Raw genomic sequence first — 12,059 nt, 5'->3', positions numbered from 1 at the left:
GTGGCGAAACGGTGTAGATCACCGGTGGAGCTCGTGGATTCGCGCCAAAAGTGAGTGGCGAGGGTCGCCGGAGTAGGTCCGGTACGAAATCCTCGTGTGTGGGTACGAACGGCTGGGACCACAAGACGGAGGGAGTGCCGTGGCGGCGAGACGACGGGCCAAGGTCGGCATCACGCTGGTTGTTCTGCTGATCATTCTGGTCGGGGTGCTCGCCATCGTGGACCGTGTCGCGGCGGGGGTGGCCGAGAATCGGATCACCGACGAGACGAAGGCGCAGCTGGCCGCCAACGAGGTGACGTACGAAGGCGATCCGCACGTCAAGATCAATGGCTTTCCGTTCCTGACGCAGGTCATCGCCGGGGAGTACCAGAAGATCACGATCGAGCTCGACCGGCCGCAGGTGAACAACGTCAAGCTGGACACGCTCACCGTCGAGGCCAAGTCCATCAAGGCGGATGCCCAGGACCTCATGAACGGCAAGGGGGACGTCACGGCCGGGATCGTGACCGGTAACGCCTCCATGAGCTGGGACAACGTGCGGCCGCTGCTGGAGGTGGCGGGGATGCCCGCCGCAACCGATCCCTCGCAGGTCGACCTGAAGGTCGTCAACAACAAGATCGAGATGCGGGTGCCGATCTCGTTCCAGGGGTTCAACGCGACGATCATCGCCAAGGGGAGCATGATCGTGGAGGCGGGCAAGGTGCGCCTCAAGCTCGAGTCGGTCAGCACCGACCAGGGCAGCCTGCCGGCGCAGGTCAACAACCTCATCAAGACCTACCAGAACCGGCTGCAGGTCACCGTCAAGCTGCCCGGGCTGCCCTACAACCTGGTCGTCAATTCGGTGCAGACCACCGACGCCGGGCTGCTGGTCACCGCCTCGGCCGCCGACGTCAAGCTCACGGGGCAGTGACCGAGCGGACCCTGGGCCCGCACGGTCCGCGATGCTAGGCTCCCAGACCATGAGCATGCTGCTCACCCGTAGGCGCGCGGTCGACCTGTGCCGCGTGGCCACCTGCCTGTGTTGCCGCCCTTGATGGTGCGGCCCTGCAGCGTGCTCTGATAACGGCTCGAGGCAGCGGCGCCCCAGACCGATGGGTCTGGCCGGCGAGAAGCTCATCGTCCGCCTGGCAATGGCAACAGACTCATCGCCGAAACCGTGATCCGTCCCCCTCGGGTCGCGCGCGGCTTCATGCCCGTGTGGCGACTCGAACCCAAACCAACGTTCCTGGGAGAGAGAACACCCATGAGTCGCGAATCCGCCCTGGTCACGGCCGACTGGGCCGAGCAGAACATCGAGACGCCCGGCGTCGTGTTCGTCGAGGTCGACGAGGACACCACGGCCTACGACGGCGGGCACATCCCCGGCGCCGTCCGGATCAACTGGAAGACCGAGCTGCAGGACCAGGTCCGCCGGGACTTCGTCAACAAGGCGCAGTTCGAGGCGCTGCTGTCGGCCAAGGGCATCGGCAACGACGACAAGGTCGTGCTCTACGGCGGCAACAACAACTGGTTCGCGGCCTACGCGTACTGGTACTTCAAGCTGTACGGCCACGGCGACGTCAAGCTGCTCGACGGCGGCCGCAAGAAGTGGGAGCTCGACGCCCGCCCGCTGAACAAGGAGGACGTCGCCCGCCCGGCCACGACCTACGTCGCCGTGCACGACCAGGACCTGTCGATCCGCGCCTTCCGCGACGACGCCGTCCAGGCGATCGGCGTGTCCAACCTCGTTGACGTCCGCTCCCCCGACGAGTTCGCCGGCCGCCTCCTCGCCCCGGCCCACCTCCCGCAGGAGCAGGCGCAGCGCCCGGGTCACATCCCGACCGCGATCTCGGTGCCGTGGAGCAAGGCCGCCAACGAGGACGGCACCTTCAAGTCCGACGCCGACCTGGCCGAGATCTACGCCGCCGCCGGGCTCGACAACGGCAAGCCGACGATCGCGTACTGCCGCATCGGCGAGCGCTCCTCGCACACCTGGTTCGTGCTCAAGGAGATCCTGGGCCACGCCGACGTGCGCAACTACGACGGTTCGTGGACCGAGTACGGCTCGCTGGTCGGCGTGCCGGTGGCGCTGGGCGACGAGCCCGGTCAGGCCTGAGAGGGAGAGGGAGACACACGATGAGCACCGCTGACAGCTGCGCCGCGCCCGACCAGAGCACCCCGCTCCCCGCGAGCGTCGACGTCGAGAAGGAAACCGTCATCACCGGGGTCGTGAGCTCCGGCGACGGCCCGGTGGGCGGCGCGTACGTGCGCCTGCTCGACTCGACCGGCGAGTTCACCGCCGAGGTCGTCACCTCGCCGGCGGGGCAGTTCCGCTTCTTCGCCGCCCCGGGCAACTGGACGCTGCGCGCCCTGTCCCGCGCCGGCAACGGCGACGCCTCCCTGGCCGCGAACCGCGGCATCAACGAGGTCGCCGTCTCCGTCGGCTGAGCAGATCGGCCGGACCAACCCAATCGGCCGGGCTAACCCAATCGGCCGGAGCAACCCATCGGCTGAACCAGGCAGATCGGCCAAGCGGCTGAACGCCCGTTTAGCCCAAGACAGCACGAGAAACAACGTGACGCCGCTCGCCGGGCCCAACCCCGGCGGGCGGCGTCACGCGTTGCGGCTGCAAGGATTGCCGGCGTGAAGCGTCGCTGGATCGTCACCGGAGTCGTCGCGTGGGCCGTGGTCGTGGCCGGGCTCGCGCTGTACTCGTACTCCAACGATCGCCCGACCGCCCGCGAGCAGACCACGATCGCCGACGCCCTGCCGACCGTCGACGCCGCGCTGGGGCACGTCTACGCCGGCCTCGACCAGCAGGCGTCGGTGGCGGCGCTCGGCGCGTACCGCCGCACGGAGATGAGCTGCCGGGTGACGACGGCCCGCGAGGGCACGCGGTTTGCGCGGGATCTCATGGTGTACGTCAAGAAGGGCGCCGAGGCCGACACGCTGGACCGCGTCAAGGGCGCCCTGCCGGCGCAGTACAAGGCCGCCGTCGCGCACGGCGGCGACCTGCACCTGCTGACCGCCGACGCCGGCAACTTCGTGTCGGTGCGCGGCAGCACAGCCGGGGCCGGCGTGCTGCGGTTCACCGCGGACACCGGCTGCCGGGTGCAGGACGCGGCCGTGGTCGAGGCCACGCCGGCGTCGCAGAACGCGAACCGGGCGCCGGTGCAGGCCGTGCTGGACACGCTGGGCAAGCCCGCCTCGCAGTGGCGCACGCACCGGCTCACCTGCCCCGGCGGCGGCGCGCTGTGGACCGTGGAGGCGGTCACGTCCGGCGACGCCGCCAAGGCCAAGGCCACGGTGCCCGCCTCGGCGGTCGTCCACGACGAGCCGAAGTCCTTCGCCTTCCGCGCGGGCGTGGCCGGCGTGGCCCTGCGCGCCGAGGACGACTCCCTGGTGGTGAGCTCGACCGCGGGTTGTTAGCCCTTGGCACCGCGGAGATGGCAGGGAGATGCGCCAGCATCGACCGGTGTCTGGTGGGAACAACGGTCGTCAGTTGCACGGACCCGAGTAGATATCAATACACAAGCGCCTGAGCTTCGTCCTGGAGCGCTTCCTCGACGAACGCCGCCGCTCCGGCGATCCGGATCCCGGGGATGACATCCTCGGGGCCGATGTCACGCCGCGCGGCGCACTGGGTGCAGACCGTGACGCTGCCGCCGGCCAGGATCGCCTCGAGCAGGTCCGACAGCGCCGCCGCGTGCGGCAGTTCGAACTCGGCGGCCCGGCCGGGCAGCGCGAACCACACCGACTCGCCGGTGAGCCACAGCGAGGTCGCGACGCCGCCCGCTACTGCGGTCGCGGCCACGGTGAAGGCCTGCGAACAGCGTTCCGGGGCGTCCAGTCCGGCGGTTGCCTTGACGACGAGAGTACGAGCCATGTCTCGCAGCATAGGATTCCGGTGATGGTTACGGAGATCGGGTTCGTGAGCCTGCTCGTCGCCGGCATGGGTGCGCTGGCCGGCGGCCTGATCTACCTTGCGGTTCGGGTGTCGAGGGGGCGTTGGTGACTGACGTGCAGCCGCCGCCGTGGGCGGGGTTGGCTCCGGTCGGGGAATATCCGTTCGAGGAGACGCATGACCTGCGCTCGGGGCCGGACCTGCATCCGGCGCTGCTCGGGCTGCTGCCGCTGGTGGGCGTGTGGCGCGGGCGCGGTCAGGGCGACTACCCGACGATCGAGGGCTTCCACTACGGCCAGGAGGTCCGCTTCAGCCACGACGGGCGGCCGTTCCTGTTCTACGAGTCGCGCTCCTGGATCATCGACGCCGACGCCAACCCGATCCGCCCGGCACAGCGTGAGGTCGGCTGGTGGCGCCCGGTGATGGTCGACGGCAAGGCGACCGACGACCTCGAGGTGCTGCTGTCGGCGCCCAACGGGATCGTCGAGCTGTACGCCGGACAGGCCCGCGGCACCACCCAGTGGCAGATGGCCACCGACGGCGTCGGGCGCACCGCGACGGCCAAGGAGGTGCGCGGCGGCCAGCGGCTCTACGGCATCGTCGAGGGCGCGCTGCTGTACACGTTCGACATGGCCGCGATGGGCCAGCCGCTGCAGGTCCACCTCTCGGCGCGCCTGGAGCGGGTCGCGGGCTAGATTTGTATCCATGGACCTCGCGGACATGCTCCGATCGCGCGGGCTGAGGCTGACAGCGCCTCGGCAGCTCGTGCTCGAGGCGGTCTACCGGCTGCGCCACGCCACGCCGGAGCAGATCCATGCCGAGGTCGCCGAGAAGGCCGCCGGGGTCAACATCACCACCGTGTACCGCACGCTCGAGCTCCTCGAGGAGCTCGAGCTGATCACGCACGCCCACCTGACACACGGCGCGCCCACCTATCACGCGGTCGACGAGCACCAGCACGCCCACCTGGTGTGCCGGGGCTGCGGCTCGGTGCAGGAGCTGCCGTCGCCGGTGCTGGACGGGCTCGCCGGCGAGCTACGGGCCAGCCGGGGTTTCCGCCTCGACATCGGGCACGTCGCGCTGTTCGGGCTCTGCGACCAGTGCGGTCCCAGCTGAGGAGAACCATGCCCACCGCAGTACCCGTTGCCGCCCTGGACCCGACCGACCCCGATGCCGGCGCCGTCGCACACTACGGCGACCCGGCCCGCGAGCAGCGCCTGCTGGACAACGCCGCGGGTCTGGTCGACCGCTCGCACCGGGGCGTGCTGGCGATCCCCGGCGCCGACCGGCTGGGCTGGCTGCACAGCCTCACCACCCAGCACCTGAGCGACCTCGCCCCGATGACCGGCTCCGAGCTGCTGGTCCTCTCGCCGCACGGCCACGTCGAGCACCACGCGGTGCTGACCGACGACGGCGACGCCACCTGGCTCGACACCGGCGACGCGCCCGGCCTGCTGACGTTCCTGGAGCGGATGCGCTTCCTCATGCGGGTCGAGCCGGCCGAGGTGAGCGCCGACTGGGCGCTGCTGTCGATCGTCGGGCCGCAGACCGACGAGGCCCTCATCGCGCTCGGCGTCGGGCCGCTGCTGCCGCCCGACCTGCTCGCCGTGCCCGACGCCAAGTTCGCGACCGGCTCGGTGCCGCCGCGCCCCACCGCCGTGTACTCGGCGGCGGCGCTGCAGTTCGGCGGCTGGGCCCGCCGGATGCCCTACGGCGCCGACCTGCTGGTGCCGCGCCCGGCCGTGCCCGACGTCGTCGAGGCCGCCGGCGTGCCGCTCGCCGGCGTCTGGGCCTTCGAGGCGATGCGGGTGGCCGCCCGGCGCCCGCGCGCCGGCTTCGAGACCGACCACAAGACGCTGCCGGCCGAGGTCGGCTGGACCGCACCCGCCGTGCACCTGGAGAAGGGCTGCTACCGCGGCCAGGAGACCATCGCCCGGGTGCATCACCTGGGCCGCCCGCCGCGCAAGCTGGCGCTGCTGCACCTCGACGGCATCGCGACCGACGAGCTGCCGGCCCGGCACACCCCGGTCATGCTGGAAGGCGGCGAACGGCCGGTCGGCTTCGTGGGCACTGCCGTGCGCCACTACGAGCTGGGGATGATCGCCCTGGCGGTGGTGAAGCAGAACCTGACCCCGGATTCGGTACTGCGAGTGGGCCTCTCCACCGCCGCCATGGACCCGGAGCATTAGCCAGGCGGCACGTGGCAGGATCGGCACCGTGATGACAACGACGTTGATCACGGTGGCCCCCACCGGCGCTGAATCGCGCAAATCGGACGTTCCCGCGCTGCCCGTGACGCTCGAGGAGCTGGTGCGCACCGCCCGGGACTGCGAGGCGGTGGGCGCGAGCGTGATCCACGTCCACCTCCGCGACGACGCCGCGGAGCCCACGCTCGACCTCGGCCGGCTCACGGAGGCCGTCGCCGCGCTGCGCGCCGAGACCGGGCTGATCGTCCAGCTCTCCAGCGGCGGCGCGGTCACCGATCCCGAGGAGGACCGGCTGCGCGTGCTCGAGGCCGGGCCCGACATGGCCTCGTGCACGATGGGCACCGTCAACTTCGGCGACGACGTGTTCCTCAACCGCTGGGCCTTCGTCGTGGAGCTGCACACGCGCATGCAGGATCGCGGGATCGTGCCCGAGTACGAGATCTTCGACCTCGGGCAGCTGGCAACTCTGCGCCGCCTGCTGGACCGGCACGGGCTGCCGGCCGGCGGGCACGTCCACGTCGACCTCGTGATGGGGGTGCCGGGTGGCATGCCGGGCACCGTCGCCGCGCTCGCGGCATGCGAGGCGGCGCTGCGGGACCTGCCCGAGGGCACCACGTTCTCGGCGACCGGCATCGGGCGGGCCTCGCTGCCGGTGCTGCTGGCCTCGCTCGCCGCCGGCGGGCACCTGCGCGTCGGCATGGAGGACACGGTCACCTACGCCAAGGGGCAGCCGGTGGAGAGCAACGCCCAGCTCGTGGCCCGGGCCAGCGGTTTCGCCCGCCTGGCACAGCGCCCGCCGATGACCGCCGACGACGCCCGCGCACTGCTGGGGATCAAGCATGTCTGACCTGTACGCCGGCGGCGAGCTCGTCGCCGAGGTGGTCCGCAGCGGTGTGGTCGAGAGCCGCCACCACGGCTCGGTCGTCGTGCTCGACGCCGACGGCGAGGTCGCGGCCTGGGCCGGCGACGTGCTCGGCGGCTTCTTCCCGCGCTCCTCGAGCAAGCCCCTGCAGGCGGTCGGCCTGCTGCGCGCGGGGTTGACGGTGGACGCGGCGGACCTCGCGCTGGTCGCGGCCAGCCATCGAGGGCATGAGGTGCACATTTCGGCCGTCCGCCGCATGTTGGACGAATCGGGCATCCCGGTTGACGCGCTGCGGTGCCCGCCGGACTACCCGCTGTCCGAGGACGCCCGCGACGCCGTGGTCCGCGCCGGGCACGGCCGCGAGCCGGTGTTCATGAACTGCTCCGGCAAGCACGCCGGGATGCTGCGCACCGCGCAGGCCAACGGCTGGCCCCTCGCGACCTACCTGGACCCGGCGCACCCCCTCCAGCTAGGGCTGACCGCCGCGGTCGAGGAGCTGACCGGCGAGCCGGTGCGCGCGACCGGGGTCGACGGCTGCGGCGCGCCGCTGCTCGCCGTCTCGCTGCGCGGCCTGGCCGGCGCGTTCCTGCGGCTCGTCGGCGCGCCGGCCGGCTCGCCCGAGCGGTCCGTCGCCGACGCGATGCGGGCGCACCCGCACCTGGTCTCCGGCGACGACCCGGGCGAGGACGACACCCGGCTCATGCGCGCGCTGCCGGGCCTGCTGCTCAAGAGCGGCGCGGAGGGCGTCGCGGCGGCCGCCCTGCCCGGCGTCGGCGCGGTCGCGCTGAAGATCGACGACGGCGGGATGCGGGCCCGGCTGCCGGTGCTCGCCGCCGGGTTCGCGCGCCTGGGTGTGTCGCTGCCGGGCCGGGTGGAAGTTCCGCTGTTCGGCGGCGGGCTCGAGGTCGGCGTGGTTCGCTCGGGGTGGTGAGGCGGTTCACGCTAGCTCTGGCTAGCGTTTCGCTTGCAAGAGTTAGCAGGCCGCGCTACCGTCGGTAAGCGTGACAGAAGAGCCGCGCGACCTGGGTGGGTTCATCCGTGACCTGCGCCGTAACGCGCGCATCTCGCTCCGCCAGCTCGCTGAGCAGGCCGGAGTGAGCAACCCGTACCTGAGCCAGATCGAGCGCGGCCTGCGCAAACCCAGCGCCGAGGTGCTGGCTCAGCTCGCGAGTGCACTGCGGGTGTCGACCCCGCTGATGTACCTGCGGGCCGGGCTGCTCGAGCGCGAGGGGCACGACGTGCTCGCCGCGATCGCCGCGGACGGTGACCTCACGGTCGCCCAGAAGCAGTCGCTCACCCAGATCTACGAGACGTTCCGCCGGGAAAACGCGCGGAACGCCGTGGCCCCCGACGACGGCGGGGACGCCGCCGCGGCGGAGCCCGAACCGGAGCCGACACGTTCCCACGAGGAGTCGCAGTGACCACCACCACGAAGACCACCACTCGCAAGATCCCCACTCCGCTGTATGCGGTCGCCGGCGCCGGTGACCTCGCCTACCAGCAGCTGCGCAAGCTGCCCGAGCAGGTCGCCCAGCTGCGCGCCCGCGCCGAGGAGCTGCGCCCCAACGTCGCGGACGCCAACCTCCGCGGCGACCTCAACCGGCTGCGCGGCGTGGCCCGCCGCAACGCCGCCAACCTCCTGGCGAACGCGCAGGCGGGCGCCCAGGTGGCGCAGGACCGTGCCGTGGCCGTCTACACCGACCTCGTCGCCCGCGGCGAGCGCGTGGTGAGCACCGCCCGCGGCGCCGAGGCCGGGGCGAAGGTCGAGCTGGAGCCGGCCAAGAAGGCCGTGACCGCCACCGCCACCGCGCAGGCCGAGCCGGCCGCGCCGCCGGCGAAGAAGACCGTCGCCAAGAAGGCCGCGCCCAAGGCCGACCCCAAGAAGTAACGGTGTTTCTCGGGAGCCCTCCGGCACCGTCTCGCACGGGCCGGAGGGCTTCGGCATAAGCTCGTTGCATGGTGAGTGCCGTCCCGATCTTCTACTCACAGGTCGAGAACTACATCTCGATCACCGTGTGGATCTTCTGCCTCGTGCTCGGTGCCGCGGCCTTCCTGCACTGCGTGGTGCAGCGCAACGACGCGTTCCCGGCGATCGGCACCATGTCCAAGTCCATCTGGCTCGCGCTCATCGGCGGCGGCGAGCTGCTCACCGCGATCTCGCCCAACCTGGGGCTGGGCTTCCTGGGCATCTTCTCGCTCATCGCGACCGGGATCTTCGCGGTGTACCTGCTCGACATCCGCCCCGCCCTGCGCGACGCGGTCGACGGCCACGGCTCCTGGTGAGCTGATGGACTTCCGCTGGCCGCCCCCGCCGGACGGGCGCCCCGATCGGTTCCGCCCGCCCGTGACCCGGGGGCCGCAGACCGGCCGGCCGACCCTGCCCACGCCGCCGACCGAGCTCGTCGCGACCCCGCACGGGGTCGAGCTCGAGCAGCTGGTCACCGGCGAGGGCGCCCCGGTGACCGTGTTCGCGCACGGCCTCGGCAGCGGCATCGCCGAGACCCGCCCGCTGGGCAGCGCGGTGCACGGCCGGAAGGTGTTCTTCCAGTTCCGCGGGCACGGGCAGTCGGCGGCGCCGGGCGGCGTGTGGACCTACACGGACCTGGCCCGCGACCTTCGCGCCATCGCCGACCTCTCCGGCGCCACCCGGGCGCTCGGCGTCAGCCTGGGCGCCGGCGCGCTGACCCGGCTGCTGGCCGACAACCCCGGCCGGTTCGAGCGCGCCGTGTTCTTCCTGCCCGCCGTGCTCGACGCGCCGCGGCCGGTCGCCGCACAGGAGCGCCTCGGCGCCCTGCTCGAGGCGATCGAGGCCGGCGACGCCGCGGCGGTGGCCGACGTGATCTCGCAGGAGGTCCCGGCCCAGATGCGCAACACGCCCTCGGTCTGGGCGTTCCTGCGCCAGCGCCTCGACCAGCTCATGCGCGACGGCCTGGCCGCGGGCCTGGCGAGCCTGCCGGAGCAGGCCGCGATCGGCGACCGGGCCGACCTCTCCGCCGTCACCGCGGACTGCCTCGTGATCGGCGCCCGGGGCGACGACCTGCACCCGGCCGCCGTCGCCGAGCAGCTCGCCGCGGCGCTGCCGAAGGTGCAGCTGCACATCTACGACCGTCCCGGCGTCCTGTGGACCCAGCGGGCCGACCTGCGCTCGCGCATCTCGAGCTTCCTCAATGCCTGACTTGACGAACGCCTGATTGCATCAGGGCGCCGCTCCGCGCATCCGTCTGGGCGTCATGACATGCATGATTGAGACCATGCGCGACGACCCGACGCTGGTGGCTCTGGTCGCGCGGGCGCGCGCCGGCGAGCAGGCCGCCTGGGACGCGCTCGTGGCCCGCTATGCGCCCCTGGTCTACGGGATCTGCCGGCGGTACCGCCTGCAGGACGCCGACACCGAGGACGTCGGCGCCGCCGTCTGGCTGCGGCTGGTCGAGCGGCTGGCCACGATCCGCGAGCCGGCCGCCATGCCCGGCTGGATCACCACCACGACGCGCAACGAGTGCCTGCGGGTGCTGCGCGCGCACCGGCGCACGGTCCCCGCCGCCCCCGACGAGCGCCGCCCCGACGACGACCCCGGGTTCGACGCGTGGCTGCTGGCCCAGGAGCGCGCGATCGCGCTGCGCGAGGCGTTCGCCGCCCTGTCGCAGCGCTGCCGCCGCCTGCTGGCGCTGCTCTTCGCCGACCCGCCCATGCCGTACGCCGAGATCAGCGCCGAGATCGGCATCGCCGTCGGAGCGATCGGCCCCAACCGCCAGCGCTGCCTGTCCCGCCTGCGCCGCGATCCCGCGATGGCCCCGCTCCTGGACGCCCGCTCGGAGGTGACGCCGTGAGCGACCGCGACGATGACCGCCTGCTCGGCGACCTCGGGGCCGCGGTCCGGGAGGCCGCCGCCGTCCCGGAGTCCTTCCTCGCGGCCGGGCGCGCCGCCTTCGCCTGGCGGACCGTGGACGAGGAGCTCGCCACGTTCGCCGCCGCCGAGACCGCCACGGTCCGCGCCGCCGGCGACGAGCCCGGCGCCGCCCGGCTGCGCTCGTTCACGTTCGCCGCCCGCCGCCTCACCATCGAGGTCGAGGTCGGCGAGGACGCCCTCGTCGGCCAGGTCGTGCCGCCGGGGCCCGGCCGCATCGAGCTGCGCTCCCGCCACGGCTCCCGGATCGAGGCCGAGGTCGACGATCTCGGCTGGTTCGCGCTGCGCCCTCTGCCGCGGGGGATGTTCCGGCTGTACCTCCACCCCGCGAACGGCTCGCCAGTAGTGACCGAATGGGTGACCCTCTGACTCGTATCAGAACCGGGGCTGACGGAATCTGTATTGCATGACTTCTTCGCCATGCTGGGCAGGCCCGACCCGCCGCATATAGTCGGCTTTCATGGGTGTCACACATCACGGCCGGACCTACCGGCTGGACCTGGCCGACCCGACGCTTCGCGAGTGGACCTGCACGGTGCTGCACTCGTCGGCCGAGGACGGCATCGTGCTCGATCGTTCGGCGTTCTACCCCGGCGGGGGCGGCCAGCCCCCGGACCACGGCGTGTTGCTCTGGCAGGGCGTCCAGACCCGCATCGTCGGCACTCGCAAGGCCGACGACCTGTACCTGCAGCCCGCCGAGGGCGACCCGCTCCCACCGTCCGGCACCGAGGTGACCGGCGCCGTCGAGGACGATCGCCGCACCAAGCTCATGCGCACCCACTCCGGCCTGCACGTCCTGTGCGGCGTGGTCTTCCGCGACTTCGGCGCCCTGGTGACCGGCGGCTCGATGGAGCCGGCGGAGGCCAGGATGGACTTCAACCTGCCGGAGGTGCCGCCGGACTTCAAGGCCCGCCTCGAGGAGCTGGTCAACGCCGAGGTCGTCGCCGACCGCAAGGTGGTGACGAAGGTGCTCGGCCGCGACGAGGCCCTGGCCCTGCCCGACATCATCCGGACGCAGTCCAACCTGATCCCCGCCGACGAGTCGGAGATCCGCATCGTCGACATCATCGGCCTGGACACGCAGGCGGACGGCGGCACGCACGTCGCGTCGACGGCCCAGATCGGCCGCCTGCAGGTGGTGAAGGTGGAGAGCAAGGGCAAGGCCAACCGCCGCGTCCGCGTCCGCCTGAGCGACTGACCTCA

General features: G+C 72.2%; 19 protein-coding genes. 18 read left to right on the top strand and 1 reads right to left on the bottom strand.

Features of this window, described 5'->3' with window-relative positions; all coding sequences use genetic code 11:
* The first annotated feature begins 139 nt into the window (after nucleotides 1-139).
* The 5 genes from ABD901_RS10415 to ABD901_RS10400 all read left to right on the top strand — a co-directional run bounded on the left by ABD901_RS10415 (nucleotide 140) and on the right by ABD901_RS10400 (nucleotide 3,408).
* Nucleotides 140-910, top strand: a complete 771-nt coding sequence (locus tag ABD901_RS10415; protein ID WP_345123838.1) for an LmeA family phospholipid-binding protein — start codon at nucleotides 140-142, stop codon at nucleotides 908-910.
* Nucleotides 911-941: 31 nt separating this feature from the next.
* Complete coding sequence (locus tag ABD901_RS59000; RefSeq protein ID WP_425556675.1) at nucleotides 942-1,034, top strand: Ms5788A family Cys-rich leader peptide; 93 nt, start codon at nucleotides 942-944, stop codon at nucleotides 1,032-1,034.
* A gap of 209 nt (nucleotides 1,035-1,243) precedes the next feature.
* Complete coding sequence (locus tag ABD901_RS10410) at nucleotides 1,244-2,095, top strand: sulfurtransferase (RefSeq protein WP_345123837.1); 852 nt, start codon at nucleotides 1,244-1,246, stop codon at nucleotides 2,093-2,095.
* 20 nt (nucleotides 2,096-2,115) lie between these two features.
* The gene (locus tag ABD901_RS10405; RefSeq protein ID WP_345123835.1) at nucleotides 2,116-2,427 is read left to right on the top strand and encodes a DUF1416 domain-containing protein; all 312 of its coding nucleotides are present in this window, start codon (nucleotides 2,116-2,118) and stop codon (nucleotides 2,425-2,427) included.
* Nucleotides 2,428-2,622: 195 nt separating this feature from the next.
* On the top strand, nucleotides 2,623-3,408 hold the full coding sequence (locus tag ABD901_RS10400; protein ID WP_345123833.1) for a hypothetical protein: 786 nt from the start codon (nucleotides 2,623-2,625) through the stop codon (nucleotides 3,406-3,408).
* Nucleotides 3,409-3,502: 94 nt separating this feature from the next.
* Here the strand turns inward: ABD901_RS10400 and ABD901_RS10395 are convergent, their stop codons facing one another.
* Nucleotides 3,503-3,877, bottom strand: a complete 375-nt coding sequence (locus tag ABD901_RS10395; RefSeq protein ID WP_345123831.1) for a DsrE family protein — start codon at nucleotides 3,875-3,877, stop codon at nucleotides 3,503-3,505.
* Nucleotides 3,878-3,889: 12 nt separating this feature from the next.
* Here ABD901_RS10395 and mtfM point away from each other — a divergent pair, with 12 nt between their 5' ends.
* From mtfM to ABD901_RS10330, 13 genes are all read left to right on the top strand, one after another.
* Nucleotides 3,890-3,994: a small membrane protein MtfM gene (gene mtfM / locus ABD901_RS10390; RefSeq protein ID WP_033363477.1), complete on the top strand. Its 105-nt coding sequence runs from the start codon at nucleotides 3,890-3,892 to the stop codon at nucleotides 3,992-3,994.
* Nucleotides 3,991-4,578, top strand: a complete 588-nt coding sequence (locus tag ABD901_RS10385) for a heme-binding beta-barrel domain-containing protein (RefSeq protein WP_345123829.1) — start codon at nucleotides 3,991-3,993, stop codon at nucleotides 4,576-4,578. The genes mtfM and ABD901_RS10385 overlap by 4 nt, the downstream gene beginning before the upstream one ends.
* Before the next feature lie 10 nt (nucleotides 4,579-4,588).
* A complete protein-coding gene (locus ABD901_RS10380) occupies nucleotides 4,589-4,999 on the top strand; it encodes a Fur family transcriptional regulator (RefSeq protein WP_345123827.1) in 411 nt (136 codons plus the stop codon).
* An 8-nt stretch (nucleotides 5,000-5,007) separates the two neighbouring features.
* On the top strand, nucleotides 5,008-6,072 hold the full coding sequence (gene ygfZ, locus ABD901_RS10375) for a CAF17-like 4Fe-4S cluster assembly/insertion protein YgfZ (protein WP_345123824.1): 1,065 nt from the start codon (nucleotides 5,008-5,010) through the stop codon (nucleotides 6,070-6,072).
* Between the two features lie 31 nt (nucleotides 6,073-6,103).
* On the top strand, nucleotides 6,104-6,937 hold the full coding sequence (locus tag ABD901_RS10370; RefSeq protein ID WP_345123821.1) for a beta-keto acid cleavage family enzyme: 834 nt from the start codon (nucleotides 6,104-6,106) through the stop codon (nucleotides 6,935-6,937).
* A complete protein-coding gene (locus ABD901_RS10365) occupies nucleotides 6,930-7,883 on the top strand; it encodes an asparaginase (RefSeq protein ID WP_345123819.1) in 954 nt (317 codons plus the stop codon). Before ABD901_RS10370 ends, ABD901_RS10365 begins: the two co-directional genes overlap by 8 nt.
* 70 nt (nucleotides 7,884-7,953) lie before the next feature.
* On the top strand, nucleotides 7,954-8,373 hold the full coding sequence (locus ABD901_RS10360; RefSeq protein WP_380137087.1) for a helix-turn-helix domain-containing protein: 420 nt from the start codon (nucleotides 7,954-7,956) through the stop codon (nucleotides 8,371-8,373).
* Entirely contained in the window at nucleotides 8,370-8,840 is a 471-nt protein-coding gene (locus tag ABD901_RS10355; RefSeq protein WP_345123818.1) for a hypothetical protein, read from the top strand. The genes ABD901_RS10360 and ABD901_RS10355 overlap by 4 nt, the downstream gene beginning before the upstream one ends.
* Before the next feature lie 68 nt (nucleotides 8,841-8,908).
* Nucleotides 8,909-9,235 carry a DUF2516 family protein gene (locus tag ABD901_RS10350; RefSeq protein WP_345123817.1) on the top strand — a complete coding sequence of 109 codons (327 nt, stop codon included), beginning with the start codon at nucleotides 8,909-8,911 and terminating at the stop codon, nucleotides 9,233-9,235.
* Between the two features lies 1 nt (nucleotide 9,236).
* The gene (locus ABD901_RS10345; protein ID WP_345124582.1) at nucleotides 9,237-10,127 is read left to right on the top strand and encodes an alpha/beta fold hydrolase; all 891 of its coding nucleotides are present in this window, start codon (nucleotides 9,237-9,239) and stop codon (nucleotides 10,125-10,127) included.
* 64 nt (nucleotides 10,128-10,191) lie between these two features.
* Nucleotides 10,192-10,779 (top strand): RNA polymerase sigma factor, encoded by a 588-nt coding sequence (locus ABD901_RS10340; RefSeq protein WP_345123816.1) that lies wholly within the window; start codon nucleotides 10,192-10,194, stop codon nucleotides 10,777-10,779.
* Complete coding sequence (locus tag ABD901_RS10335; protein ID WP_345123814.1) at nucleotides 10,776-11,225, top strand: hypothetical protein; 450 nt, start codon at nucleotides 10,776-10,778, stop codon at nucleotides 11,223-11,225. The genes ABD901_RS10340 and ABD901_RS10335 overlap by 4 nt, the downstream gene beginning before the upstream one ends.
* Before the next feature lie 91 nt (nucleotides 11,226-11,316).
* Complete coding sequence (locus ABD901_RS10330; protein ID WP_345123812.1) at nucleotides 11,317-12,054, top strand: alanyl-tRNA editing protein; 738 nt, start codon at nucleotides 11,317-11,319, stop codon at nucleotides 12,052-12,054.
* The last annotated feature ends 5 nt before the right edge of the window (nucleotides 12,055-12,059 follow it).

The sequence above is a fragment of the Dactylosporangium darangshiense genome, from assembly GCF_039537565.1.
GTDB classification, from domain to species: domain Bacteria; phylum Actinomycetota; class Actinomycetes; order Mycobacteriales; family Micromonosporaceae; genus Dactylosporangium; species Dactylosporangium darangshiense.
The sequence above is the reverse complement of the archived record's forward strand: the minus strand, read 5'-3'. Positions and strand labels throughout refer to the sequence as shown.

Coding starts and splice junctions, on each gene's coding strand:
- ABD901_RS59000 (WP_425556675.1), top strand. CDS start 942: ATGCTAGGCTCCCAGACCATGAGCATGCTGCTCACCCGTAGGCGCGCG.
- ABD901_RS10410 (WP_345123837.1), top strand. CDS start 1,244: ATGAGTCGCGAATCCGCCCTGGTCACGGCCGACTGGGCCGAGCAGAAC.
- ABD901_RS10405 (WP_345123835.1), top strand. CDS start 2,116: ATGAGCACCGCTGACAGCTGCGCCGCGCCCGACCAGAGCACCCCGCTC.
- ABD901_RS10395 (WP_345123831.1), bottom strand. CDS start 3,877: ATGCTGCGAGACATGGCTCGTACTCTCGTCGTCAAGGCAACCGCCGGA.
- mtfM (WP_033363477.1), top strand. CDS start 3,890: ATGGTTACGGAGATCGGGTTCGTGAGCCTGCTCGTCGCCGGCATGGGT.
- ABD901_RS10380 (WP_345123827.1), top strand. CDS start 4,589: ATGGACCTCGCGGACATGCTCCGATCGCGCGGGCTGAGGCTGACAGCG.
- ygfZ (WP_345123824.1), top strand. CDS start 5,008: ATGCCCACCGCAGTACCCGTTGCCGCCCTGGACCCGACCGACCCCGAT.
- ABD901_RS10370 (WP_345123821.1), top strand. CDS start 6,104: ATGACAACGACGTTGATCACGGTGGCCCCCACCGGCGCTGAATCGCGC.
- ABD901_RS10365 (WP_345123819.1), top strand. CDS start 6,930: ATGTCTGACCTGTACGCCGGCGGCGAGCTCGTCGCCGAGGTGGTCCGC.
- ABD901_RS10350 (WP_345123817.1), top strand. CDS start 8,909: ATGGTGAGTGCCGTCCCGATCTTCTACTCACAGGTCGAGAACTACATC.
- ABD901_RS10340 (WP_345123816.1), top strand. CDS start 10,192: ATGATTGAGACCATGCGCGACGACCCGACGCTGGTGGCTCTGGTCGCG.
- ABD901_RS10330 (WP_345123812.1), top strand. CDS start 11,317: ATGGGTGTCACACATCACGGCCGGACCTACCGGCTGGACCTGGCCGAC.